At 35.8% G+C, this 25,948-nt stretch carries 22 protein-coding genes and 2 pseudogenes; 16 read left to right on the forward strand and 8 right to left on the reverse strand.

Annotation, left to right across the window (positions count from 1 at the left end):
* The first annotated feature begins 110 nt into the window (after positions 1-110).
* From RCJ96_RS24155 to RCJ96_RS24175, 5 genes are all read left to right on the forward strand, one after another.
* Positions 111-1,130, forward strand: coding sequence for a nuclease-related domain-containing protein (locus tag RCJ96_RS24155; protein WP_147790982.1), 1,020 nt, complete (start codon positions 111-113; stop codon positions 1,128-1,130).
* 6 nt (positions 1,131-1,136) lie between these two features.
* Complete coding sequence (locus RCJ96_RS24160) at positions 1,137-1,703, forward strand: hypothetical protein (protein ID WP_270794156.1); 567 nt, start codon at positions 1,137-1,139, stop codon at positions 1,701-1,703.
* Positions 1,704-1,918: 215 nt separating this feature from the next.
* The gene (locus tag RCJ96_RS24165; RefSeq protein WP_416503915.1) at positions 1,919-3,646 is read left to right on the forward strand and encodes an S-layer homology domain-containing protein; all 1,728 of its coding nucleotides are present in this window, start codon (positions 1,919-1,921) and stop codon (positions 3,644-3,646) included.
* 165 nt (positions 3,647-3,811) lie between these two features.
* Positions 3,812-3,958: a BC1881 family protein gene (locus tag RCJ96_RS24170; protein ID WP_000644411.1), complete on the forward strand. Its 147-nt coding sequence runs from the start codon at positions 3,812-3,814 to the stop codon at positions 3,956-3,958.
* Positions 3,959-4,056: 98 nt separating this feature from the next.
* Positions 4,057-4,800: a sulfite exporter TauE/SafE family protein gene (locus tag RCJ96_RS24175; RefSeq protein WP_416503882.1), complete on the forward strand. Its 744-nt coding sequence runs from the start codon at positions 4,057-4,059 to the stop codon at positions 4,798-4,800.
* Positions 4,801-5,115: 315 nt separating this feature from the next.
* On the opposite strand, the gene RCJ96_RS24180 is transcribed toward RCJ96_RS24175, so the two are convergent.
* Positions 5,116-5,316, reverse strand: coding sequence for a DUF3903 domain-containing protein (locus RCJ96_RS24180; protein WP_074608398.1), 201 nt, complete (start codon positions 5,314-5,316; stop codon positions 5,116-5,118).
* A gap of 141 nt (positions 5,317-5,457) precedes the next feature.
* Between RCJ96_RS24180 and RCJ96_RS24185 the strand changes: the two are divergent.
* A pseudogene (locus RCJ96_RS24185) lies at positions 5,458-5,870 on the forward strand (NUDIX hydrolase).
* A 12-nt stretch (positions 5,871-5,882) separates the two neighbouring features.
* Here RCJ96_RS24185 and RCJ96_RS24190 read toward each other — a convergent pair.
* Together RCJ96_RS24190 and RCJ96_RS24195 are read right to left on the reverse strand one after the other, a co-directional pair.
* A complete protein-coding gene (locus tag RCJ96_RS24190) occupies positions 5,883-6,560 on the reverse strand; it encodes an LrgB family protein (protein ID WP_000578957.1) in 678 nt (225 codons plus the stop codon).
* Entirely contained in the window at positions 6,560-6,922 is a 363-nt protein-coding gene (locus RCJ96_RS24195) for a CidA/LrgA family holin-like protein (protein WP_416503881.1), read from the reverse strand. The genes RCJ96_RS24190 and RCJ96_RS24195 overlap by 1 nt, the downstream gene beginning before the upstream one ends.
* Before the next feature lie 152 nt (positions 6,923-7,074).
* Between RCJ96_RS24195 and alsR the strand changes: the two genes are divergently transcribed.
* The 4 genes from alsR to RCJ96_RS24215 all read left to right on the forward strand — a co-directional run bounded on the left by alsR (position 7,075) and on the right by RCJ96_RS24215 (position 10,721).
* Entirely contained in the window at positions 7,075-7,980 is a 906-nt protein-coding gene (gene alsR, locus RCJ96_RS24200; RefSeq protein ID WP_000423226.1) for an acetoin biosynthesis transcriptional regulator AlsR, read from the forward strand.
* Between the two features lie 226 nt (positions 7,981-8,206).
* On the forward strand, positions 8,207-8,782 hold the full coding sequence (locus tag RCJ96_RS24205; RefSeq protein ID WP_000050622.1) for an FtsX-like permease family protein: 576 nt from the start codon (positions 8,207-8,209) through the stop codon (positions 8,780-8,782).
* Positions 8,783-8,872: 90 nt separating this feature from the next.
* On the forward strand, positions 8,873-9,784 hold the full coding sequence (locus RCJ96_RS24210; protein ID WP_270794159.1) for an ABC transporter ATP-binding protein: 912 nt from the start codon (positions 8,873-8,875) through the stop codon (positions 9,782-9,784).
* A complete protein-coding gene (locus RCJ96_RS24215; protein WP_416503880.1) occupies positions 9,777-10,721 on the forward strand; it encodes an ABC transporter permease in 945 nt (314 codons plus the stop codon). Before RCJ96_RS24210 ends, RCJ96_RS24215 begins: the two co-directional genes overlap by 8 nt.
* 37 nt (positions 10,722-10,758) lie before the next feature.
* On the opposite strand, the gene RCJ96_RS24220 is transcribed toward RCJ96_RS24215, so the two are convergent.
* Positions 10,759-11,904 (reverse strand): M20 peptidase aminoacylase family protein, encoded by a 1,146-nt coding sequence (locus RCJ96_RS24220; protein WP_416503879.1) that lies wholly within the window; start codon positions 11,902-11,904, stop codon positions 10,759-10,761.
* An 87-nt stretch (positions 11,905-11,991) separates the two neighbouring features.
* Positions 11,992-12,900, reverse strand: coding sequence for an EamA family transporter (locus tag RCJ96_RS24225; protein ID WP_000947030.1), 909 nt, complete (start codon positions 12,898-12,900; stop codon positions 11,992-11,994).
* A 326-nt stretch (positions 12,901-13,226) separates the two neighbouring features.
* Between RCJ96_RS24225 and RCJ96_RS24230 the strand changes: the two are divergent.
* The 3 genes and pseudogenes from RCJ96_RS24230 (at position 13,227) to RCJ96_RS24240 (ending at position 14,692) form a co-directional block, all read left to right on the forward strand.
* Positions 13,227-13,371 (forward strand): annotated as a pseudogene (locus RCJ96_RS24230) (peptidase T).
* A 16-nt stretch (positions 13,372-13,387) separates the two neighbouring features.
* On the forward strand, positions 13,388-14,095 hold the full coding sequence (ccdA, locus tag RCJ96_RS24235; protein WP_001152681.1) for a cytochrome c-type biogenesis protein CcdA: 708 nt from the start codon (positions 13,388-13,390) through the stop codon (positions 14,093-14,095).
* A 90-nt stretch (positions 14,096-14,185) separates the two neighbouring features.
* Entirely contained in the window at positions 14,186-14,692 is a 507-nt protein-coding gene (locus RCJ96_RS24240) for a CcdC family protein (RefSeq protein ID WP_001028639.1), read from the forward strand.
* Between the two features lie 63 nt (positions 14,693-14,755).
* Here RCJ96_RS24240 and RCJ96_RS24245 read toward each other — a convergent pair whose 3' ends face one another.
* Positions 14,756-22,318, reverse strand: coding sequence for a DUF7507 domain-containing protein (locus RCJ96_RS24245; RefSeq protein WP_416503878.1), 7,563 nt, complete (start codon positions 22,316-22,318; stop codon positions 14,756-14,758).
* A 277-nt stretch (positions 22,319-22,595) separates the two neighbouring features.
* Between RCJ96_RS24245 and RCJ96_RS24250 the strand changes: the two genes are divergently transcribed.
* Positions 22,596-23,666 (forward strand): hypothetical protein, encoded by a 1,071-nt coding sequence (locus tag RCJ96_RS24250; RefSeq protein WP_000896248.1) that lies wholly within the window; start codon positions 22,596-22,598, stop codon positions 23,664-23,666.
* A 29-nt stretch (positions 23,667-23,695) separates the two neighbouring features.
* On the opposite strand, the gene RCJ96_RS24255 is transcribed toward RCJ96_RS24250, so the two are convergent.
* Together RCJ96_RS24255 and RCJ96_RS24260 are read right to left on the reverse strand one after the other, a co-directional pair.
* On the reverse strand, positions 23,696-24,136 hold the full coding sequence (locus RCJ96_RS24255) for a DUF2621 domain-containing protein (RefSeq protein WP_070806700.1): 441 nt from the start codon (positions 24,134-24,136) through the stop codon (positions 23,696-23,698).
* 104 nt (positions 24,137-24,240) lie between these two features.
* Positions 24,241-24,537: a hypothetical protein gene (locus tag RCJ96_RS24260; protein ID WP_000262403.1), complete on the reverse strand. Its 297-nt coding sequence runs from the start codon at positions 24,535-24,537 to the stop codon at positions 24,241-24,243.
* A 254-nt stretch (positions 24,538-24,791) separates the two neighbouring features.
* Between RCJ96_RS24260 and RCJ96_RS24265 the strand changes: the two genes are divergently transcribed.
* Together RCJ96_RS24265 and RCJ96_RS24270 are read left to right on the forward strand one after the other, a co-directional pair.
* A complete protein-coding gene (locus tag RCJ96_RS24265; RefSeq protein ID WP_074606682.1) occupies positions 24,792-25,370 on the forward strand; it encodes an AAA family ATPase in 579 nt (192 codons plus the stop codon).
* Positions 25,367-25,927: a DJ-1/PfpI family protein gene (locus RCJ96_RS24270; protein WP_074606680.1), complete on the forward strand. Its 561-nt coding sequence runs from the start codon at positions 25,367-25,369 to the stop codon at positions 25,925-25,927. Before RCJ96_RS24265 ends, RCJ96_RS24270 begins: the two co-directional genes overlap by 4 nt.
* Positions 25,928-25,948 lie beyond the last annotated feature (21 nt).

Consider the following 25,948-nt stretch of genomic DNA (forward strand, 5'->3'; position numbering starts at 1 on the left):
GATGCCTTTTATTATAAATATGTAATTTTTACAAAGTGTATATTAAAAGCATAGTATAATATAATGGATGTTTATAAAAATAATTGGAAATGCAATAAAGGAGAAAAAATATGGAATATGTGCTAATAGGTGTAATTTTATTATTATTAGCTGCAGTATTCGTGCTGTTTTATAAAAATAAACAGCTAGAATCAGAGAGTCAGCAAGCGGAATTTGAAAAAAAACAAGCAATTGAAACGTACGAAAATGAAATTGCAGCTACGGTTACAGAACATAAAGAGCAGCAAAATACATTAAAAAATATGGAACAGAAAAAATACAATGATTTACAAATAAGTGCAGCGAGAGAACTTGAAAATATGCGTATGATGAAAAATCAATTAGCTGTGCAACATAGTAAAGAACGCAGTGAAATGCAAGAAAAACATAGTAACGAAATACATATGTTTCAAAAGTTAATTGCAGATTTGCGAGAGTATACGAAAAATGGAGCCGAAGTGAGTACACACGAAACATTACAGTATATGAAGCGTGGCTTCGTAGAGCAAGGCATAATACTAGATAATGAATTTCATATTATGCCGAATGTTTTTATGAGAAATCAGCATGGAAGAAATGATTTTCGAATTCATCATCTTGTTTTAAGTAAAACGGGTATGTATGTACTTGAAACGAAAGAATGGACAGGGAAATTAATTCATGGCTTAACGAAAGAAAATGCTAGTACATATTCATTTATGATTGATGAAATTGGCAAGTATCAACAAGAGATAGAGAAAGAAGAGACGTTTGAATATATTACAGGTGAAGATTCATTAACGATACAAGTGAAAAATGACGGGAACCCAGTATATAGAGCGAAGAAACTATCTCATATTCTATACAATTGTTTGAAAGAAATGCAAGTTGATATTGTAAAGGAAAACATAAATCCGATTGTATATTTTTATAATGAGAATGGGAAAGAAGTGTTAGATCTTTCTGAAGAAAAAACGCCGAGATTAAAAGATAGAGAGCAACTTGTATCGTTTTTCAGAAATGAATTCTTAACGGGGAAAGTAATATATACAGGTCAAGAGTTAGAAAAACTTCGAGAAACCATTAATCGAATGAATTATATAATGAATTAAAAAGAGGTGGGCTTTCTGAGTGCTATATTAAGGGGTATTTTGTATGTTTATATTTGTTTGTATATACTCATGTATCTTGCTTTTATGTTTATTATTGGTATGGCTCATACGTCATTAAGTGTAACGAGCATTTTTATAATAGTCATGCCATTTGTTTTATTAGTTATAATTCAAAAGTCGATCTTATATGTTGCTAAAAATCGTAATGAAGAAAAGAAGCAAATGTCGGGAGTATTAATAGTAGCACTTATTCCGTTAGTAGTATGTACTGCACAATTAAGTATGAATACGTACACTTCCAATTTTAACCAAGATCGGTGGTTACATGCTGAAGATAAACGGGTACATATGGTAGATGATCTATTGCAAAAATATAAATTAACAGGAAAATCAAATGAAGAAATTACACAATTATTAGGAACGCCTACTGAAACGAGAAATGGAGAAAACGGGGTTATCACTTCGTACTATCTTGGAACTGAACGTGGCTTTATTCGCATAGATAGTGAACATCTTGTTTTACAATTTGATAGAGATGGTAAAGTTTTGGAATATAAGGTGCATACCGATTAAAGAACCGTAGAGAGAAGCTATATATTATAGCTTCTTTTTTATATTCCAATATAGTAAATGTAGGCAAATAGTAGTCATTCCTATCTATACGAATTGGAATGAGTCTGTTATATTGTAAATGGTTATGTTGCTTAATAGTTTAGTAGATAATCTATATTTTGGTTGAGGAGGGGAATTTTAACACGAATTTAATGATATGCGTGTTAAGTAGTATGATGAAAAAAGGATTTTATAATGTTTTAGCTGCATCAATTGTATTTAGTATGGTAACTATTCCAAACTATTCCTACGCTAATGAACTTGGAAAAACTGTTACAGTTTCATCTGATGAACAAGCTTTAAAAAGTATTGAAAACCATATGAAAGATGAAGATGGTCGAGGGGAAGATAAAGGAGTAAGAAGTGAAGTGCAAGGTGAGTTTCTTGTACATATAGTGAAAGAAGTACCTTTATACGATTCTAGTAATTTTCAAAAAGAGACAGGGATTCGTATTTCGAATCAAGTCGTAAAAGCTGAGAAGAGAAAAGGAAACGCTTACTATGTTCAAACTTCATCGGGAACGGGATGGATAAAAAATAGTGATGGAAATGTAGAGGTTAAAGAAATTCACCCGTTATTAAGTGAAAAGTTAGTTATTAATGAAGAAAGCTCTACTTACTCTGAACCATTTACTTCATACAAAGAAGAAAATGTACTGGAGCCGCAAACTATTCAAGCAATTGGACAGGCGGGAGAATGGTTCCAAGTAAAAATAAATAATGAGATGAAATGGATTCATTCACCTTCAGCAAAATTTGAAGGAACAAAAGCTTCACTTATACAAGATGCAGCACCAACACGTACAAAACGTGCAGCAGCTATGTATGCTGCGCCAATAGAAGAGAAAACAACGGATATTTATGGTGTACCTTTAAAAGAAATGATTGTACCAAAAGGAAATGAAAATATTCGTCCAGGTTATGCGATGAACCCGAAGTATATTACGATTCATGAGACCGATAATTATAATGTTGGGGCAAATGCTAGAAACCATGCGATATATTTATATAACCAAGCAATAGGAACGGAAGATCGTTCAGCGTCGTGGCACTTTACGGTAGACGATAAAGAGATTTATCAACACCTGCCATTAAACGAAAATGCTTGGCATGCAGGAGATGGAGCAGAAGGAACTGGGAATCGAGAATCAATTGCGATTGAAATTGCTGTAAACGAAGATGGTGATTATAATAAAGCTGTTGAAAATGCTCGTAAACTAGCAGCTTATTTAATGGGGGAATTAAATATTCCTTTAGAAAATGTGAAAAAACATCAATTTTGGAGTGGGAAGATTTGTCCAGCCATTATGATTAAAAATAATGGGTGGGAACCATTCTTGCAAGGAACGAAAGTTTATTATGATGCGAACCATAAAGATGATATAACGGGTGGTTGGTATGAAGCAGACATTCGTGAATTAGATAAGCGCGGTATTATGGTTGGAGATGGAAAAGGTTCTTATTGGCCAGAGCGCCTTGTGACACGTGGTGAATTTGCAAATTTAATATCAAGATCATTGCAGCTACCTGAAGGATCATCGAATTTTAATGACTTAAATACAGCACATCCATCGCTAATAGATGGTATTAATCGTGCAGCAAGTGCTGGGATAATAAGTGGTAGAGGAAATGGTATATTTGCTCCAAACGATATGATTAAACGAGATGAAGCTGTTATCATGATTGACCGTGCACTGCAATATAAAAAAATTAAAGGTAACTTAGTCTCGTTACCATTTTCAGATCAAGATTTAGCATATGATAAACAAGCTGTACAACGTGTTTATGGATTAGGTATTGTAAAAGGAAATGAAAATAATGAATTTATGCCGAAAGGTTCTGCAACGCGTGGAGAATCGGCAGCATTTATTAATAGAATGTTAAAAGTAATAGAAAGTAAATAATGAAAAAGCATTCGCGATTGCGAGTGCTTTTTTTATTTTTCAATACGTTACGGAAGGGAGAGAAGGGTTTTGAAGGGAATAAGGAATGAAAGCGGAGGTGATGCATATATATAGATGCGTTAAGTTGTTTTTTGCATATTGTATAAATGAAAAGGAGGTAAGACGGTGAAAGCTATACCGACTGATGTCCTGAGTAAAGAATTGATGGAAAGAGAAGGCGTTATATCTATTACAGTAAAGGAATTTGAAAAAATCGAAGTAGCTGGAGTAGTAGTCGCTGGCCCCGCGGTTATTTTGATTAATCAAGATTAAGTACATAGTATTGAAATGAAAAGTATCCTAGATGGATGCTTTTTATTTGTGTAGAAGAAAGAATATGGTGGATAATTGCCTTACTGGAGGGAGAGTATGTGGCAATTATTATAACGATGTTAGTAATGGGGATTTTATTAGGGTTTGTTGGAGCTGGGGGAGCCGGGTTCATTATCGCGATACTCACTTTAGTATTCCATATTCCTATTCACGTTGCACTTGCAACGTCTTTAACTGCTATGGCATTTACGACATTATCTGGGGTTATAAGTCATTATCGTGAAGGAAATGTAGTACTTACTATAGGCGGGATTGTTGGGGGATGTGGAGCGCTTGGTTCTTATATCGGTTCACTTATACCAGGACATCTTCTTCATTGGTTTACAGCTGGGATGTTATTTTTATCTGCAATTTTTATGTTTATTAAATTAATTAAGTTTCAAAATAGGGAAGAGTTACTTTTAGCAGAGATTAAAGATTTTTCGAAAGAGAACATAATGAAATGTATATGTCTTGGATTAGTCACTGGAATGATGGCTGGTTCATTTGGGATTGGTTCTGCACCATTTATTCAACTTGGATTAATGGTTCTATTAGGATTGACGATTCAGCAATCTGTAGGAACAACAATGCTTGTTATATTGCCCATTGCGATTGGGGGTGGGTTAGGGTATAGTTCAGAAGGGTATCTAGATTATATATTATTATTGCAAGTATTAATTGGGACGATGTTAGGAGCTTATATCGGTGCGAAGTTTACAAATTATGCACCACGTATGCTTTTGAAGTTTTCAATGATTATGACACCAGTTTTCGCTGGATGTATGCTATTAATGGAATGAAAATAATATAGCAAACTAATATGTTTTACGAATGAATTATGTAAGTAATTCATATTTCCCATATAAAAGGATTTGCTTTAATATAATGAGTGTAAAGTTCGAGTATTCGAAGTACTACTTGAATTATATCCCTATCCCTTTTCTAAAAATGCGAACAAGTTTTGCCCTATTCTATTCAATATTTAATTGTATAGAAATATATTGTTCGATGACCATTATGGAACGTACATAATGGGAAAATCCCGATCCTTAAAGAGGATGCCCCTAATCTTCATGTGAAAATATGATCGGATATGAAAGCTGACCAATTTATGGTCAGCTTTCTTTTTGTTCAAAAACTATTTCTTCTTTAATTTCTGTTTGTAATAATAAAGTTTTTCCGAAACGACGTTTACATTCTGCACGCACTTTTGCAATGGCTAGTATCTGAGTAGTAGCAGGAACTGTGACGATAGCTTGGCGAGGTTTTCGATTTTCTTCACAAAAGACACATTCCACAACATATTTAGAAATCATGCTTTCATCCTTCCGTTTTTAATTGCTAAGAAGGAACTGCCTATGAAGTTGATGTAAATTTTCGTCATTGTTTTCCTTTTTTCCTCTTTTTTCAAGGAGAAAATAAAAAAGGAGACGAATAGTAGTAGGGGAGGGATATATATGGAAAGATGGATAGGTTGTGCAGCAGTATGTGTAAATGAAAGAAATGAAGTTTTAATGGTATTGCAAGGACAAAAGGGTGAAGAAAAAAGGTGGTCCGTCCCAAGTGGAGGACTTGAAAAAGGAGAAACACTAGAGGAATGTTGTATCCGAGAAGTTTGGGAAGAAACAGGTTACAATGTGGAAGTTGTAAGTAAAATATACGAAAAAGAAGGGATTACATACGGGGTTCCTGTATACGTTCATTATTATGTCGTAAAAAAATAGGCGGTAGAATGAAAATCCAAGATCCTGATGAGTTAATACATGAAATTGCTTGGAAGGGGATAGAGGAAATGAAGGAATTAACGCTATCTTTCCCGGAGGATTATGAGATTTTAAACAAATACATAAATAAAAAAGCGAGTGTTTGAACACTTGCTTTTTCAATGTATCCACGATAAGAAAAGCGGAACGATAACTAAACTAGCTCCTGCTGTTAAAAGCATAGATAAACTTGCGATTGTTCCCTCTACAGGACCGATTTCGAATGCTTTTGATGTACCGGTTCCATTTGCGCTTGTTCCTAACATAATACCTTTTGCAATTGCTGTTTTTATACGGCATATACGAATGAGAGAAGGTCCGAGCAATGCTCCTGTTAACGCAGTTAAAACAACAAATACTGCTGTTAATTGTGACATACCACCAATCATTTCTGAAATAGCCATTGCAATTGGTGTCGTTACAATATGAGGTGCTAAACTATGTTCTAACGACGAATCAATTTGAAAATAATTTGCTAGTAGTGCTGAAGTAATAACTGATAGAAACGAACCGACAATGACATTAAGTAAAATAGCTATTCCATGTTTCTTGAGTAAATCAAAGTATTTATAGATGGGCCACGCGAAAGCAACTGTTGCAGGTTTTAATAATTCTGTTAACCAGTGGCCTCCAGTTTCATATGTTTCATAAGATGTGTCTAGTCCGAGTAATAAAGCGATTAAAATAATAGGACAGACGAGAAGAGGAGAAAGTAGGCTCCAATTCCAGCGTTGATACATTTTCTTCGATATCCAATATGTGAATAGTGTTAATAGTAAACAAAGAAAGCCGATCATTACACGGATCCTTTCCGCTTTAGTAGCAATTCTGTTAAGAGTCCTGTAACGAGAGTGACACAAAGTGTACTAATCATAATAATTAAGATGAGATCGATTCCATATTGTGATAGTGTATCTTTGTAGCGTATGACAGCGACTGCAGAAGGAATGAAAAATAAAATAAGTTCTTTTAATAAAAAGTCTGCACCGTCCTGTATCCACTCTTTTTTCACTAGGTTAAATTTTAATGAAATTAATAATAAAAAAATACCAATAATACTTCCTGGAACTGGGAGGTGTGCCTGTTTTGCAATCCATTCACCTGTCCAAGCGAAACAAAACAATAGTAAAATTTGTCCGCTTAATTTCCACCATTTCATACAGTAACCCCCTCTTTCTTTTTTTACATAAAAATTGTAAAAAAGAATTAACAATTTCTACTATACGTTCATTCGAAAAATTTGTCTAATATATAAATTATATGTTATTAATATATTAGACGTATTAATTGAAATGGAAAAGGGTGTCCAAAATGGAATTACGGCATTTGCAATATTTTGTTGTAGTGGCAGAGGAGTTACACTTTGGACGAGCAGCTGCTCGTTTACAAATGACACAACCACCGCTTAGTCAACAAATTCAGCAATTAGAAAAAGAAATGGGAGTTATGTTATTTTCAAGAACGAAGAGAAAGGTTGAATTAACAGAAGCTGGAGAAATGTTTTTGAAAGAAGTAAAAAAAGCGTTTGAACAAATTGAAAAAGCTGTAGAGATTGCACAAAGTGCCCAAAGGGGAGAAGTGGGCTCACTTTCAATTGGTTTTGTAGGTGCGGCGATATATGATATTTTACCATCTATCGTAAGGGAGTATAGAAAGAAATTTCCGAGGGTATCTGTTGCATTACATGAATTATCTACTCCAGATCAAGTGCATGCACTTCATGATAATCGTATTGATATTGGATTTTTGCGTCCACCAATCCCGACACAATTATTAGAATTAGAGCCAATTCAAAAACTATCTTGTACTTTATGTTTACCGAAGGCTCATCCACTTGCAGAGAAAGATGAAATACATATAGAAGATTTACGGGATGAACCGTTTGTATTTATTACGAGACCAGTATGGCCAGCTTTGTATGATACAATTTTATCCCTTTGTAGAGAAGTTGGATTTAGCCCGCGTATTGTGCAAGAAGCAACGGAATATCAAACAGTTATGGGACTTGTAGCAGCAGGGATTGGAATTACAGTAATACCGGTATCGGCAAATAAATTATATAAAACCGAAGTTGTATATAAAGAGCTATATGATTCTAATTTTGTTGCAGAAATGTCAGTCGCTTATAAAAAAATGAATAGCAATCCAGAGCTTTTAGAGTTTTTAAAAATTGCAAGAGAGAAGAAAAGAATAGAAGTTGAGGATGAGATTAATTAAGTTATTAAAAATTACACCTCGTTAAACACTAAAGCGGAAATGTAATTGCATTTCCGCTTTAGTGTTCTTTTTTTAGTTCTATACGAAAGAGATAAACATGTTCATTTTTGTTTTCTAGGACTAAAGACTTAGAGAAAATTCCGATTGTAGTGTGATGTTTAAAATGTCATATTTTTATACACTAGTAGTATAGAATGCGTATGTAATAAGGTAGGGGAAGAATTTTATGTCTTTATGTCGGTTAGCGAGAAAAAATATAAGAACATTTGCTACCAAAAGGATGAAGCAATTTATGTGGATTGCTATGAGTATTATGATTTTGTTTTTTATGATATCGCTACAATTTAATGAAGTAGTTGCTGGGGAATTAGGGACTACACTTTTATTTCAAATGTGTTTTTACACGTTGTTTATCGTAGTCATTTTCATATGTACGTTTATTACATATAAAATGACTTATTCTCTTTTGCAAGCGAGGAAAGAAGAAATTAAATCTTATGTAGCAGAGAATAGGAAGAGAAATGATGTACTATGTTTATTATGTCAGGAGCAATTATTTATTTATGGAGCAGCGTTTGTTTTTGGATTAGTTAATGGGATGTTATTTTTAAAATTATTTACGATTATCTTTATGAAAATAACAGGAATACAAGGGATAAATAGTGCACCGATTACAATATATGCAATAGTAGTAGTGAGTATAATTATGATTGTTATCCTTCTATTATCGATGGTGCAATGTATTCGATTTGTTCAAAGTTTACAAGATGAAAATTCATTTCAGTTTAAAGAAAAGGCATGAGAAATCATGCCTTTTTCCATTTTACACATAAAAATAATCATGTTACAGTGTAAAGACCTGACAAAGAATGGGAAGGAAAGGTTGTATAGCATGACAAATGAACAATCGATTGTAAAGGTTGAGCGGTTAACGAAGCGAATCGGTTCAAAGACACTTGTAGAAAATATTAGTTTCGAAGTTAAAAAAGGTGAAGTAGTTGGTTTGCTTGGACCAAATGGTGCTGGAAAAACGACTTTAATGAGAATGATGGTCGGTATGATTCGTATGACAGAGGGCGAAGTTTGGATTGATGGTCAATCTGTAAAACAGCAATTTGAAAGTACTGCCTCGAAAATTGGAGCGGTAATTGAGACACCGGAATTTTATCCGTTTTTGAGTGGCTATGAGAATTTAACATATTTCGGACGCATGAATGGTAACGTTACAGAAGAACGTATCGATGAAGTAGTGAAACTGCTAGGTATGGGACAAGTCATTGATCGCAAAGTAAAAGCATATTCACTCGGTATGAGACAACGATTAGGAATTGCTCAAGCGCTTATTCACGATCCTGATGTATTGATATTAGATGAACCAACGAATGGATTAGATCCTAGTGGAATACATGAAATGAGAATGTACATAAAGAAAATTGCACATGAACAAGGAAAAGCTGTTCTTGTATCTAGTCACTTACTTTCAGAAGTTGAACTAATGTGTGATAGAGTTATCATTATTCAGCACGGAGAATATGTCGCGACGCAAAATATTCAGCATCATCAAAGTGAAGAGATGGAGCCAATCCGTATACGCGTAGATGATGCGAATAAAGCGGCGGAAATGTTAGACCAAGATGTTTTAATAAAAGGTAATGATTTACTTATTCATGTAAAAGATGAAGAAATCCCAAATGTTATTCGTACATTGCTTGAGAAAAACATTCAAGTATATCGTGTATATGAAGAAAGAAAAACGTTAGAAGAGCAATTTTTAGAATTAACAGGGGGAAAAGATATTGTTTAATTTAGTGTATAACGAATTGTATAAAATATTTAAGCGAAAGCGAACGATTATTCCATTTGCAGTTATTGCAGTATTAATAATCGGATTAGGATGGGTTACTGTAAAGTATTTGGAGCCGGAAACAAAAGGATGGAAAGCTGATTATACAGAACGAACTGTAGAAATTGAGAAAAAGCTAGGCATGGAAAAAGAAGCAATTTTAGCGGAACGATCTGGGGATGAGCTTGTAAAGGAATATCAGCTTAAGATGAAGCATTTAGATACAGATACAGCACCGGCAAGTAGTTCTCCACTTTCTTTCATGAGAGATACAGGCTTTATCGTATTTCCAATATTACTTCCGTTTATCCTCGTGTATGCAAGTACAATTTTTGCGAATGAATATAGCTGGGGAACATATAAATTTTTAACAATACGACCAGCGAGTCGCTTTAAAATTTTGACAGCTAAGTTTTTAGCAATTGTCATATTTGCAGCATTATTGTTTATATTTAATATGATTTTCTCCATTTTATGTGGACTGGTTATTTATAAATTCCAGCAGCCTGCATGGAGCGAGTTTATTTTCCAAGATGGAAATATTATAAAACAAAATATTTTTGTAGAAGCTAGTAAGTATTATATTTTATCGTGGTTGCCGACGATTGTGTACGCAGCGTTTGCGTTTATGATTTCTGTGCTAACAAGATCTAGCGGAGGGGCGATTGGTATTTCACTATTTCTTGCTTTATCAGGAAACATCGCATTACTAGCAGCAACTAGATATGATTGGGCGAAATATTTATTGCCAGCAAACACAGATTTATATAGTATTGCAAAGAATGGAAGCGTTATTGATGGAGTAACGTTCCCGTTTGCATCATGTATGTTATTACTGTATTTATTTGTATTTTTAATCATTTCCTATACAGTATTTTTAAAACGTGATTTAACTTAAAAAAGGAGCCGTTAAATATGTCTTAACGGCTCCTTTTTTATGCAAATTGTTTAAGTGCCCTTTCAGCTAGCAAAGCGAAGTATTCTGCACTTATAGGTAATGCTCGCTCATCTACTGTAAAAGCGGGATGATGCCATTCGTGTGTACCACTTGTTCCCATAAAGACGAAGGAACCAGGTATTTCTTGTTGATAAAAAGAAAAATCTTCTCCGGCCATTGACGGGGTAGGAGAGACGATATTTAAATTCATAGTTTCTGCAACTTGAGTCGATAAGTTTGTTAGGGATGTATCGTTATGAACAGCAGGAGGACCTGCATAAAAACGAAATTCTGTTTTTACACCTAATGCATCAGAAACCCCTTGAATAATACGTTTCATTAGCGCAGGAATCTTTTCACGTGTTTCATTTTGAAATGTACGTACAGTTCCTTCCAGCGTTGCTTTTTCAGGAATAACGTTCCACGTATTTCCTGAGTGGATGTTTGTGACACTAACGACGGCATTATGTGAAGAACTTATATTTCGGCTTACAATTGTTTGGAGTGCCATCACAATTTGAGAAGATGCGACAATAGGGTCTACCCCAGCATCTGGTACAGCTGCATGTGTACCAACTCCGTGAATTTCAATTTCAAATCGATCAACTCCAGCCATCAGTGGACCATCTTTAATACCGATTGTACCTACTGGTAAATCAGGTTTATTATGCATACCGAAAATAGCTTGTACACCACGTAAATGCCCGGCTTCGATGACGTTGCAAGCACCATTACTACTTTCTTCAGCTGGCTGGAATATAAAGCGTACAGTTCCGCTAAGAGAAGATTCTTTTTCTTTTAGCAAATAAGCAGCCCCTATAATAGCAGCTGTATGAAAATCATGCCCACAAGCGTGCATTTTTCCATGGATTTTTGAAGCGTAGGATAAATTTGTTTCTTCCTGAATAGGAAGGGCATCAATATCAGCACGGATTGCTATAAGCGGTCCGTTACTATTCCCCGAAATTTCAGCAATAACGCCTGTTTTTAAATTAGAATTTATAATCGTAATGTTTTTCTCTTCCAACCAATTCTTTATAGCTTTCGTCGTTTTGAATTCTTCGTAGGATAATTCTGGATTCTCATGTAAATTTCTACGAATAGAAATAAGTTGATCAGTTAACTGTTCTAGATTTGCTGCCACTTATAATGCCTTCTTTCCTAAATAAAGTATTTACATTAAGTATACAATATTAAAAGAGAGGATTCTCAAATGAAAATCCTCTCTCGTTTATGCTGCCAATTTTTTATGTGTATGATGTTTACGATAACGTCCACGCATTGCATAGGCAATTTGCGGGATTGCAATCCCTATTAAGATAAGTGATACACCGAACCATTGTGAAGATAGTACAGCTTCTTTTAAAACGAATACAGACATAATTGTTGTAACTGGTAGTTCCGCAGCGCCAAGAATAGTCGCTAAGCCAGAACCAATCTTTGGAATACCAATTGTAAAGGCGATAGAAGGAATGACGATACTGAATGTTCCTAAACCTAAACCGTATTTCCAAAGTCCTTCAGAAATTGCACCGTTAAAAATAAATGTTGGAGGGAATACGATCATTACTAAAGTTAAAGCACCAGCCATTAAAAGAACACCGCGTGGTAATGAAGGTACTTCAACAGCAACTTTTCCGCTCACGAAAATGTATGTTGCAAATGTAACAGCAGATAATAGGCCTAATATAATTCCAGTCGTATCGAAATCACCTGCTGATTTTTCTAGTAAACCACTTGATAAAAATGTACCTGCAAGTAAGAAAATAACAGAAATAACTTTTTCTCTTGAAGGTAAAGTTTTTGTTGCGACTGCTTCAATAATAATTCCCACCCAAACGAATTGGAATAAAAGTATAATGGCGATAGATGCTGGTACAGTTTTTAATGAAGCATAATAAAAAATTCCAGTGAAACTTGCAGATGTACCTGCAACGAATAAAATTAAAGCTTGTTTTAATGGAACACGATGTCTAGAAAATAGAAGTGTAATAGCAAGCAAAATAATCCAACCGAACAAATATTGGCTGCCAATTACCTCTCCAAGTGAAAATCCTTCTGCATATGCAAGTTTAACGAAAATAGCTAAAATCCCATAACTACACGCTCCTAATAAAACTAAAAGAGAATAACGAAGCATGAAATATTCCTCCCATCTATATGAAATTGTTCCGTAACGGACATATATAACTAGAGGGAAGTATACAAAATTAAAAATGAAGGGTCAAATAAAAGAAAAGTGTGACATTTTATAGAATAATAATAAAAGTATGATATTTATGCATAATCTTGAAATTAGTAATAATAGAAGTATTATAAAATCAAGTTTGTATTGTATAAAGACAGCATTTGAAAAAAATATTTTTTAATCAATATGTATATAAGCGTACGAATAACATGCTAATCATTTGAGAAACTATATTACCTTTGTTATGTTAATAACATTAAAGAGGTTTTGTAGTGTAATTGAGATTTTTCTATATAAATAGAAGGAAATGAAAACGTTTTTTCAGAAAAAGTGTGAAAGGGTAGTTTTTCTTATTATCACGTTGGAAAAGTGATTTCACGAATTGTTCATAGTATTTTTATATGTTTTTGCTACAATATGTAAGGAGAGGAGTGGAATAATGCAAGATATTAGTATTTTTTTAGCGTTTGGTGCTGGGTTTTTATCATTTATTTCCCCATGTTGCTTACCGCTTTATCCGGCATTTTTATCGTACATAACAGGTATGTCGGTTTCTGAGCTGAAAGAAGAAAATGCAATGCTTCGCAAAAGAAGTATGATACATACAGCGTTTTTCTTACTTGGATTTTCAATTATATTTATTGCAATTGGATTTGGTACAAGTTTTATTGGAGGCATCTTTACAAATTATAAAGATTTAATTAGACAGTTAGGTGGTATATTTATCATCGTGTTCGGTCTTATTATTGTCGGTGTGTTTAAGCCGAAGTTTTTAATGCAAGATCGTAAATTCACGTTTAAAAATCGTCCGAGTGGTTATTTTGGATCTGTTCTAATTGGGTTGGCATTTGCGGCAGGGTGGACACCTTGTACAGGACCTATTTTAGTATCGGTTATTGGATTAGCAGCAACAAATCCAGAATCAGCAATGATTTATATGATTGCATACATACTTGGATTTGCTATCCCGTTCTTCGTACTATCATTCTTTATTACGAAAATGTCTTGGATTAAAAGAAACAGTATGAAGTTCATGAAAATCGGGGGATACATTATGATTATCATGGGTATCTTCTTATACTTTAACTGGATGACAAAAATTATCGTATATTTCTCAAGTTTATTTGGTGGTTTTACGGGTTTTTAGTATTATTCTGTGAAAATGTTGGAAATACTAACGGAAAAGCATATAATGAAAGTATATTTTGCATATAGCCACAAAAAAGGATGAGAAAATATGAACATAGTTGTTTTATCCAGTATCGTTGCTGTTTGTATGGCTGTTGGTGCGATGTTTATTCGTTTAAAAGCAGCTAAGAAACCTGCAACATTGAAAAAAATTATACTTCCACCATTTTTTATGAGTACGGGAGCATTGATGTATGTTTTTCCTGAATTTCGATTAACTCCAGCAGAGATGTTAGAAGCGATTGGCGTAGGTTTGTTTTTCTCTATTTTTCTTATTAAAACATCTAAATTTGAAATTAGAGGACAAGAGATTTATTTGAAGCGTTCCAAAGCCTTTGTTTTTATATTAATTGGATTACTTGTCGTGCGAATTGTATTTAAAACATACTTAAGTCAATCTCTTGATTTAGGACAACTTAGTGGCATGTTCTTCTTACTGGCGTTCGCGATGATTGTATCATGGAGAATTGCCATGTACCGTTCCTTTACGAAATTACAAAAGGAAATGGAAAAAGAAGATGGTTTTTATAATGAAAAAGATATGAAACTAACTTAAAAACTGTATATGTATAAAATAAAAAGACAGCGTTTTTTGACGCTGTCTTTTTATTTTATATTGTTAACACCTTCTATCCCAGCCGCGGCGTATAAAACGTGTACCATTAAAAAAGCAATTTAAATTTGGTGAGACGAACGGACCGATAAATGGAATAATGTTTGGCTCTGAAGTTTCATCAACGAAAATCGGTGGTTGAGTAGGATCTGGTCTGAGTGTATAGCGAATGCGGGCGGTATTTCGAATGAGACCATTTCGTGGCTCTGCTGTTACTTGAACGATAAAACGGACAACAACAGATTCACCTGGATTAACAGTGCTGATAAGAATACCAATAGTTGGGTTAGTTCCGGGACGTGCTACTCCATTTACTGTTACTGAATTTGGATAGAAAGTAACTTCAGGAGGAAGTGGGTCGGTAATGAGTACATTATTTGCTGGAATGGTGCCATTGTTAGTAAAGGTAAGTGTATATGTGATGAAATCACCGAGATTGGCGCTATTTACATTTGCGGTCTTAATAAATGTGTTTGGCTCATTAGGGTTTACTTCTATCGTAATTGGTGGTGTTGTAGTTGTTGTTGTGACAGGTGGTCTAGTAGGATCAGGTTGAGAAGTATACGTAATGGATGCGATATTTGTAATCATTCTATTAGCTGGAAGTGTAATAACCTGTACTTTGAATGAAATAGTTACGGATTCTGTTGGATTAAGAGTTCCGACTGGAATGCCTGTGGATGGATTTGCGTTTGGAACGGGAATGTTGTTAATTGTAACACTGTTTGGAATGAATGATGTACCTGCAGGAAGTGAATCAGTAACAGAAATACTAGTCACGGGAATCGTACCTTCGTTTTGGAATGTGATAGTAAACGTAATTGTATCACCCACGGAAACGACGGATTTATCAGCAGTTTTTATCGGATTAAGAGTTCCAACGTTTACAGGAGTAATTGTAGTAGGTGTAGGCGTAGTAACGGATACCGGTGGTTTAGTAGCATCTGGTTGGTATTGGAAGGAAACGTTACCTTGGTTTTGGATCTCTCCGCTTGGTGGAATTGAAGTAACTAGGACACGGAAAGAAATCGTTGCTGATTCAGAAGGAGCAAGTGTTGAAATCGGGATGCCTGTGGATGGATTTGCGGTTGGTTGCGGCACATTGTTAATCGTAACACTATCTTGAATGAACGAAGTCCCGACAGGAATTGTATCAGTTACAACGATATTATTAGCAGGAATGGTACCTGTATTTTGAAGTGAAATCGTATACGTAATGATATCACCTAGTGTAACTGTTTCCGGCGTAGCTGTTTTTTGTGGATTTAATATCGCTGTATTTACGTTCGTTGTGTTAATTGGAGTAGGATCTGTAATGGTAACAGGTGGTTCACCAGGGATTGGTTCATATGTGAAAGTAACAGTTGCTTGATTTCGAATGATACCACCAGGTGGTACACTTGTTACCCTCGCTTGGAATTGAACAGTAATTGTATCGTTCGGATTGACTGTACCTACAGGTATACCTTCTACAGGATTTGCTCCAAGATCAGGAATACCATTTAATATAACGGTACCTGGAACAAATGTTAGCCCATTTGCTAACGGATCAGTAATGATAACGGAAGTTGCAGGGACTGATCCACGATTTTGGAACGTTACTGTATAAGTGATGAGTTCATTCAAATCTACAATTTGTTTATCAGCTAGTTTATTTGGATTAGGTGTAGGCGTAATAACGGATACTTCAACAGTTGGAGTAGGATCTGTAATGGTAATAGGAGGTTCACTAGGATTTGGTTGGAATGTGTAAGTGACAGTTGCTGTGTTTTTAATTATACCGTCTGGCGGGAGTGCAGTTACAGTAACTTGATAAGTTAACGTAATAATTTGTCCTGGAGTAACAGTTCCGACATTGACACCATTATTTGGATTTGCTCCAGGCGAAGAGGCGCCATTAATCGTAACGCTATTCGGAATGAAAGTAGTACCAGCTGGAGTAGGGTCTGTAATAATAACATCTGTCGCATTAATATTCCCGACATTTTGGAATGTAATTGTATATGTGACAGTATCACCAAGATTAATAACTTGAGGGCTAGCTTGTTTGTTAGGATTAGTGGTAACTTCACTTACTTGCGTCTTTGTAGTAGGTGTAGGCGTAGTAACGGATACAGGTGGCCTAGTCGGATCTGGCTGGTACTGGAATGAAACGGTCCCTTCATTTTCAATAAAACCTGTCGGCGGTATCGAAGTTACTTGAACTTGGAAAGTCACGACGGCTGAAGTGCTAGGTTCTAATGTACCGATAAGAATTCCAGAATTAGGAATGATACCTGGTTGTGAAACACCATTAATCGTAACGCTATTCGGAATGAAAGTAGTGCCAGCTGGAATAGGGTCGGTTACAAGTACATTTGTTGCAGGGACGGTTCCTGTATTTTGCAAGGAGATCGTATAGGTGATTGTGTCACCTAATAAAGCAAATACTTTATCAGCAGATTTTGTAGGACTCGTTGTTGCGGTGTTGACATTTGTAGTAGTGGGTGGAGTCGGTGTAGTTACTGTTACTGGAGGTTCTCCAGGATTAGGTTGGAAGGTGTAGGTGATAGTAGCTTCATTTACAATAATTCCATTAGGTGGTATGGAAACAACACGAACTTGGAAAGTTACAATGACCGATTCACTAGGGTTTAATGTGCCAAGAGGTATGCCAAGAGCTGGATCTACATTACTAGTTGGAGTGCCGTTAATTGTAACGCTATTTGGAATGAAAGTAGTCCCTGTTGGGATTGGGTCTGTAAAAACGATGTCTGTCAGTTGTACTGTTTGTAAGTTTTGGAAGGTAACGGTGTACGTAATGATATCACCTATATCAACGTTGTTTCGATTAGCTGTTTTTGCTGGATTAATAATGCTGTTAATGATCTCAGTATTAACGGGTGGTGTTGTCTCTGTTTTTGTAATAGGAGGTTCATTTGGATTAGGCTGAGAGGTAAAGTTGATTGAACCAACATTTGTAACAACCCCGTTAGGAGGTATATTTGTAATCGTTACTTGGAACGTAATGGTTATAATTTGATTTGGTTGTATTGTACCAATAGGTATCCCAATACTTGGATCAACACCTGGTTGTGAAAGGCCATTTACTGTAACAGAATCTACAATAAATTGTGTACCTACTGGTGGTTGATCAATGACAAATACATTTGTCATAGGAATATTTCCGTTGTTTTCAAGGGTGATTGTATAAGTGAGTGCATCTCCAATGTTAGCAATTGGCAAATCTACTGTTTTTGTTGACTCTAATTCTGCATTTTGCACAATTGTTTCTGCGATTGGAGTAGGTGTGGTTGTTGTAACAGGCGGGAGTGTCGGGTCTGGTTGAGATGTGTAAGTGACATTTGCTTCATTTGAGATAAGGCCATTTGGTGGTAAAGCTGTTACTTGTACTTCTAAAGTAACAGTCACTACTTGTCTAGGGTTTAATGTGCCAACTGGGATTCCTGTTTCAGGGGTCAAATTAGGTTGTGGAATGCCATTAATCGTAACGCTACCAGGGATAAATGTAGTTCCAGTAGGGATAGAATCTGTAATAATGACATTAGTTGCAGGTATATTACCAGTATTTTCAAGGGTGATTGTATAAGTGAGCGTATCACCAATACTTGCAAACTCACGATCCACTGTTTTTTGCGGGTTCGGGTTAGCGGTACGAACAGGTAAAGTTACGGTAGGAGTCGTTTCTGTTGTTGTAATAGGAGGTTCGCTAGGATTAGGCTGAGAAGTGTAGGTAACACTTGCTGTATTTTCTATTTTTCCATTAGGAGGAATAGCGTTTATTTGAATCTGGAATGTAACAGTAACTGTCTCGCCGGGATTAACTGTTCCAACAGGAATTCCTGTGACTGGACTTACGCCGGGTTGAGCGACATTGTTTACAGTAACACTATTCGTAATAAAAGTTGTACCCGGTGGCAAAGAATCTGTAATTGTTACACCAGTAGCAGGTATAGTTCCTTGGTTTGTAAATGTGACAGTATAAGTTACAATATCGCCAATTTCTGCAAACGTAAGGTTTGCTGTTTTTGTTGGACTTATGACTACAGTTTGGATAGGAGTCGTTGTTTCAGGAGTTGTTTCTGTTTTTGTGACTGGAGGTAAATTTGGATCCGGTTGATAATTAAATGTTGCACTACCTTGATTTCGGATTTCGCCGCTAGCAGGGATGTTTATTACTCGTACTTGGAAAGTAATCGTTGCGCGTTCGGATGGCGCTAAAGTTCCAAGTGAAATTCCTGATGATGGATTTGTTCCTGCTTGAGGAATCCCATTAATCGTAACACTATCTGGAATAAATACAGTACCGGCAGGGATAGAATCTATTACTGTTATATTCGTAGCAGGAACAGTACCGGTGTTTTGAAATGAGAGAGTATAGGTAATGACATCATTTAATGCAACGAAGGAGCGATCTGCTGTTTTTTGTGGATTTAGTGTAGCGGTATTAACTGCTGTTTCTGTTTCAGGAGTTGTAATAGTTGTCGTAACGGGAGGTTCATTTGGATTTGGCTCGTATGTGAATGTAATATTTGCTTGATTTCTAATAACTCCTCCGGGCGGGATATTATTTACTACACCTTGGAACGTAACTGTAATACTTTGACCGGGATTTACAGTGCCGACGGGTATACCAATTTCAGGGTTTTCTCCAAGTTGTGATGTGCCATTTACGACAACGCTACCTGGAACGAAAGAAACACCAGATGGAAGTACATCTTTTATAATAACATTTGTAGCGGGGACGGTCCCTCTATTTTGGAATGTAACAGTAAAAGTAATCGTATCCCCTATATCAGCAACTTGTCGATCAGCAGATTTTGTAGTCGTTGGATTAGGATTATTAATTGAAATGTTTACACTTGGAGTGGTGGTAGTTGTTGTGACAGGAGGCTCACTTGGGTTCGGTTGATATTGGTAAGTGAAGGATGCTTGGTTTCTAATTATTCCATCAGGTGGTAAGTTTGTAACGACAACTTGATACGTGATTGTTTTCGTTTCTCCGACAGAAATGGTACCAAGTGGTATACCAAGTGATGGGGCTGCTCCTGGCGTTGTAATGCCATCGATTGTAACACTATTTGGAACGAAAATAGTTCCGTTAGGTGTAGGGTCTGTAACGACTACATTTGTAGCCGGAATGGTCCCATTATTTGTAAATGTGACCGTGTAGGTAATCGTATCTCCTAAATCAGCAACTTGTTTGTCGGCAGATTTTGTAGGCGCTGTAATAACGGTCCCAACTTGAGTTTCTGTTTTAGGAGTTGGGGTAGTTGTTGTAACAGGAGGCTCATTTGGATTAACAATATAATTAAATGATACACTGCCTTGGTTTTCTATAATTCCATTTGGCGGGACACTTGTAACTTGAACTTGGAATGTAATTGTTTTTGCTTGATTTGGATTTAAAGTACCAATCGATATACCGTTTTCAGGATTACTGTTAGGTTGTGAGACACCATCAATCGTGACGCTATTTGGAATAAATGTTGTACCGTTTGGAATTGGATCTGTTAGTACAATATTTGTTGAGGGAACAGTGCCGTTATTTTGTAAACTAATTGTATACGTAATAACATCACCAATATCAACGAAAGTACGATTAGCAGATTTTGTAGGGTTAACTGTAGCGGTATTAACAGAGACTGTAGTAGGTGCTGTCGGTTCGGTTGTGGTAACCGGCGGTCTTGTTGGATCTGGCTGGTACGTATATGTCGTTGAAGCTTCGTTTGCAATAACACCGCCAGCTGGAATTTGTGTAACAAGAACTTGGAAAGATAGTGTTTTGGTTTCACCCGGATTAATTGTTCCAACCAGGATTCCTAGTGCGGGATTTGAATTTGGAACCGGTACATTATTTAAGATTACGCTATTCGGAATGAATGTTGTACCAGTAGGAATGGTATCAGTAAAAACTACATTTGTAGCAGGGATCGTACCATCATTAGTGAAAGTAATCGTATACGTAATAACATCACCAATATCAACAGTAGTTTTATCCGCCGTTTTAACAGGGTTTGTAATAGCGGTGTTAACAGGAGTAGTAGTAGGTGGTGTAGGGTTTGTTGTTGTAATAGCTGGTTTTGTAGGATCTGGTTGATACGTAAATGTTGTGGTTCCGATATTTCGGATTAGGCCATTCTCTGGGAGAGAGGTAACTTGAACTTGGAAAGTGACAGTGACAGTATTACCAGCTGCGATTGTTCCAATTTGTATACCACCAGAAGGGTTTACGCCAGGTTGTGAAGTACCGTTAATTGTGACGCTATTCGGAATAAATGTAGTGCTACTTGGAATTGGATCAGTTACAATAACGTTCGTTGCAGCGATGTTTCCTGTATTTGGTACAGTAATCGTATACGTAATAATATCACCGATATCAGCAATTTGTGGACTAGCAGTTTTTGTTGGATTTACAATTGCAGTTCGTACAGAAGTAGTTGTTGGAGGTGGTGTTATCGTAGTGGTTGTTGAGGGTTCAGTCGGATTCGGTTGCGACGTAAATGTTACATTTGCTTCGTTAGTAATCGTTCCGTTAGCTGGGAGGGAAGTGACTTGGACCTGAAATGTGACAGTTGTAGTTTGACCAGCAGGAATTGTACCTAGCGGAATATTTGTTGGAGTTACGCCAGATTGTGCCGTTCCATTAACTGTAACACTGTTTGGAATAAAAGTAGTGCCAGTAGGGATAGGATCGGTGATGGAAACATTTGTTGCTGAAATATTACCGTTATTTGGAACAGTAATCGTATACGTAATGATGTCACCAATATTCACAATTTGTTGGTTTGCACTTTTAGTTGGATTTATGATAGTAGCATTAATTTGTGTTTCAACTATATTACTTGTAGAGTTTCTGTTAATTGGTGGTTGGTTCGGTGGATTATATTGAAAGCTTGAAGTTGCACTATTTGGAATAGGGTTTGGTGTAGGGAGAGTATTAACTTGAACTTGAAACGTAATTGTAGCATTCCCGTTTGCAGCAATCGTTCCTACATTTATTCCAGTAGCAGGATTATCTGTAGTAGAAGTACCATTAACTGTAACGCTACCCGGTACGAACGATGTGCCGGCAGGAGGCGTGTCTGTAATGATAACATTATTAGCAGCTAATGTGGCTTGATTTGTGGCCGTAATTGTATACGTAATCGTATCACCGATAGTAGCAATTGTTTTATCTACTGCTTTTGTTAATGCGACATTAGCTGTGAAAATGTCTGTATTAACTATATTGCTTGTTGTTGTACGTGTGATAGTGGGTGCGTTAGGTGCAGGTTGAAATTCGTATCCAAATGATGCTACGTTACTGGCGACAGGTGGGGTAGGAATACTTGTTACATCTACTTGAAAAGTAATTGTAACAGAGCCACCAGCAGGAATGTTGCTAATGGGAATACCAGTAGCAGGATTTCCAGCTGTTGCAACGCCATCAACTGTAACGCTGTTTGGAACGAAAGTAGTGCCAGCGGGTATGGGGTCTGTAAATGTAACGTTTTGGGCAGGAAGTGTTCCGGTATTTTGGACAACGATTGTATAGGTTAAACGACTTCCTATTGTTGCTATTGCCATTAGATTCGTCCTTTCTGTATAAATTTAAATCCGGTCAAGGGATTAAATATTTACAACTAGTATTATATAATGATTTAGAAATAATATGATTTATAAATATTGGTATAAAATGAGCTCGTCATTGCATCCTATTCAAATTTAAATGAATAGGAATAGGCAAAGGCTTTTTTTTTGCCCAAGTTAGTCTGTGCATATACAAATGGAACTTTTTTTACTCGTTTGCATTAAATGAAATAGCGAATAAATATTTATCTTATATGGAAGGGGAGTGGAAATGTTGGCTTTTGTACAAACATATACGAAAACGGACTCTTTATTTATGGTACACACAGGGAATACAGTTGGCATGCGTGGTATTACAACAGCTACGGCGTATCAATACAATGCATTAATAACAAGAGATACAAATTTAAGTTTTGCAGGAGTTCCTTCTTCGGTAGATCCATTAACTTTTGCGGGAACGACAAATGATTGGACATTAAATGGTTCTTGGGCAAGGCTTAATCCTTCAGTAACAGATGTACCAGCAACAGCAACTGTAGACTTTGCAATGCTAGTATGGCAAGGAACATTGAGTGCAACTGTAACAGAAACGGTGGTAAATAACAATATACCTACTTTACAAACACCGGATGGGGTCACTCATACAATTACGAGTGTTCCTGCATGGGGAGAGACGAGATCAAGCGGAACATTTCAAGGTACCATTTATACACGTGCTGCAAATGTAACAAATATTCTACAAGGGCTTTCAAATCGAGCAGCGGGGGATTATTTTGTAGAAAGAGTTCCCACGGCAAATCCTCCGACGCAAGGGACAGGTGTAGGATGGGCATTGGTTGTTGTATATCGCGATAATTCATATCCTATTAGGAATGTTAGTTTATATACTGGTTTACTCATTTCTACATTGGGTGAGACAGCAACGATTTCAAATTTTATCACTCCAGCTGTAGCGCCGGTTAATGCTCGTGTATTTACAATGGCAATTAATGGTGATACTGATGCGACAGGTGATAGATTTAACTTAAACGGTACGGGACTTTCAGGACCTAATAATTTAATAAATAACTTTTTTGCTTCACAAGTAAATAATTATTTGGGAAATTTAAATACAGTCGGAAGTTTTGGGGATAGAAATATGCCAATTGGTACTTCTGCGACTAATCGGCGTGCAGAGTTTGATGTGACAAATGTACCTGCAAATGGCGTGTTAACAGCCGGCTCTACTTCTACTACCGTAAATATCCCAAATACATTTGATTATCTTTACGCTGGTGCTGTCGGTTTACAAATAGATTTAGCGGAGGCACGTTTAACTGCTACAAAATCAGTAACTGTAAGTTAAAAAAGATTGCTATAAGCTAGCAATCTTTTTTATGAGGTAGGTTTTGTTAGTAAAGATTGATAATGAGAATAATCAATCTTTTTTTCTTGTAGTTTTTTTACTAAAAATTTATGATCACGCTTTGGTGTAGCAATAATATACCCTTTAATAATTAAATCTTGTGTAATTTGAGAGGCTTTTTCTTGTAAGGCAAGTTCTCCGATTTTTCCGGCAATTTTTGATTTAGCAACATCGCGAAATAGTTCTGGAACAGGACTTACGAGCTCTTCTAACAATTGTTTTTGTTCGTCATCCCATAAATGCCTCGTTTTATTAATATAGTGCTCTTCCCAATCTAATATAGACATACCATCTTCTTTTGGTAGTCGTTTTAAAAATTTTCTGAACATAAAGTATCCACCGATAGACATAAGTCCTAATAAAATAACAGTCCACAGTACAATAAACCAACTGAACCATCCTTCGAGCAAGAGTATCCCCCCCTTAATGATTGCGGTTTTCTTTTATTTATATTATAAACAGTGAGATTCATAGAAAGCAAGAACGCTTGGTCATTTTGACCAAGCGTTATCATTTAAACAAAGTATAGTTGTTCCACACATAAATTATTATTATCATCTTCTACATATTCAATGATTAATGTGCCAACTTTACGATCTTTATCTTCAGTTGTGAAAATAGAGTAAGAAGTAAAACGTGCTGTTGATAGGCCGCTTATATGTGTAGGTAAAGAAATGTAGTCGTTATCGCGGAAGAATTCCATCAGTTCAATATCCTCAAATTCTTTTCGGTCAACTTGTTTGTTTGTATAGCGGCGTTGAAGTTGTTTTAAAGACTCATTCCAAGAAATTGCTTTTGTGTCGTATACCATTGTTCTATCTCCTTACTGTATGTAATCATTAAGAACATACGTTCTAATCTAGTATACTCTTTTTATTAGAAAAGGGAAAGCAAAAAATAATGTAAGCTTGGATTTCCAAGCTTACATTATTGATGCGTCCGTCATAATCTCTATTTTTTATTATAAGTTAGATAAGAATAAGAAACAAGATGATATATATTTTGTTGATAGTTTTCAAAATTCCGCATATTATAGGTATACTAAAATGTAAGGGAATGAGCGGCATGGCATATGTAATTTCACTTCAAGGACCGATGGCAAGTGGAAAAACCACCTTAGCTAAAAGGTTAGAGCTACATGGGTTATCGGTGATATATGAAAATCCATACCCAATTGTAGAAAAGCGAAAACAATTAAATTTGGATATGAATTCAAAAGAAGGGTTTATAGCAAATCAAAAAATGTTTATAGAAGCTAAAATAAAAGAGTTTCAAAATGCGAAAGGTTCAGTCGTAATTTTTGATCGTGGACCAGAAGATATTGAATTCTATACCATCTTTTATCCTACAATTATAGGAAAAGAGTGGGATATAGAAACTGAATTAAAAGATGAATTATATAAATTAAGAGAATGTCGTTCAGATGCTATTTTTTATTTAGATAGCTCGGAAAGTAATTTATATAATAGAAAAAATAATGATAGAACAAGAAACAGAAGTACATTTGAGGAGCAATTTAAATTAGTAGAAACTGAAAAAGACTGGTATAAACAATTTCCTGTAAATTATGTGGACACGAATAGATTATCAGCAGACGCATTAGGGGTATATTTTATGAAGTGGTTAAAGGGGAGAGGGCTATGAAAAAAATACTATTATTCGTATATCCAACATTTGCGGAGTTTGAAATTACGGTAGCAACGGCATTGTTGAAAAATAAATATGAAATCATTACAGCGAGTTTAACGAAAGAATTGATTATAAGTGAAACAGGTTTGCAAGTGCAACCGCATATAGAATTAAGTGAAGTACGTGTAGAAGAATATGAGGGGATTATTATTCCCGGTGGAGACGCGATACATATGAAGGATGCAGAAGGACTCTTTTCAGTCATCCGTCAGTTTCACGAACAGGAAAAATTAGTAGCTGCTATTTGTGCGGGACCGTATGCACTAGCAAAAGCAGGCTTATTCAAAGAAGTCTCGTATACAGTGACTATGGATTATAAACAATTAGAGTGTTTTCCAGTAGAAAATTTTGTGTATAAAGAAATTGTGCAACATTCGAATGTTATTACAGCACAGGGGCATGCATTTGTACCCTTTGGAATAGCGATTGCCTCTTATTTTGGAGTAGCGAATGAACATAATACAAATTTTTATGGTGGTAAGGGTAATGTAATGATGGAGAATTTGTTATGAGAAAACTCGAAAAAGCTAGCG

This window comes from Bacillus sp. BSL6 (genome assembly GCF_052928345.1).

Coding starts and splice junctions, on each gene's coding strand:
- RCJ96_RS24245 (WP_416503878.1), bottom strand. CDS start 22,318: ATGGCAATAGCAACAATAGGAAGTCGTTTAACCTATACAATCGTTGTC.
- alsR (WP_000423226.1), top strand. CDS start 7,075: ATGGAATTACGGCATTTGCAATATTTTGTTGTAGTGGCAGAGGAGTTA.
- RCJ96_RS24210 (WP_270794159.1), top strand. CDS start 8,873: ATGACAAATGAACAATCGATTGTAAAGGTTGAGCGGTTAACGAAGCGA.
- RCJ96_RS24190 (WP_000578957.1), bottom strand. CDS start 6,560: ATGATCGGCTTTCTTTGTTTACTATTAACACTATTCACATATTGGATA.
- RCJ96_RS24265 (WP_074606682.1), top strand. CDS start 24,792: ATGGCATATGTAATTTCACTTCAAGGACCGATGGCAAGTGGAAAAACC.
- RCJ96_RS24195 (WP_416503881.1), bottom strand. CDS start 6,922: ATGAAATGGTGGAAATTAAGCGGACAAATTTTACTATTGTTTTGTTTC.
- RCJ96_RS24165 (WP_416503915.1), top strand. CDS start 1,919: ATGAAAAAAGGATTTTATAATGTTTTAGCTGCATCAATTGTATTTAGT.
- RCJ96_RS24270 (WP_074606680.1), top strand. CDS start 25,367: ATGAAAAAAATACTATTATTCGTATATCCAACATTTGCGGAGTTTGAA.
- RCJ96_RS24180 (WP_074608398.1), bottom strand. CDS start 5,316: ATGATTTCTAAATATGTTGTGGAATGTGTCTTTTGTGAAGAAAATCGA.
- ccdA (WP_001152681.1), top strand. CDS start 13,388: ATGCAAGATATTAGTATTTTTTTAGCGTTTGGTGCTGGGTTTTTATCA.
- RCJ96_RS24260 (WP_000262403.1), bottom strand. CDS start 24,537: ATGGTATACGACACAAAAGCAATTTCTTGGAATGAGTCTTTAAAACAA.
- RCJ96_RS24155 (WP_147790982.1), top strand. CDS start 111: ATGGAATATGTGCTAATAGGTGTAATTTTATTATTATTAGCTGCAGTA.
- RCJ96_RS24205 (WP_000050622.1), top strand. CDS start 8,207: ATGTCTTTATGTCGGTTAGCGAGAAAAAATATAAGAACATTTGCTACC.
- RCJ96_RS24225 (WP_000947030.1), bottom strand. CDS start 12,900: ATGCTTCGTTATTCTCTTTTAGTTTTATTAGGAGCGTGTAGTTATGGG.
- RCJ96_RS24240 (WP_001028639.1), top strand. CDS start 14,186: ATGAACATAGTTGTTTTATCCAGTATCGTTGCTGTTTGTATGGCTGTT.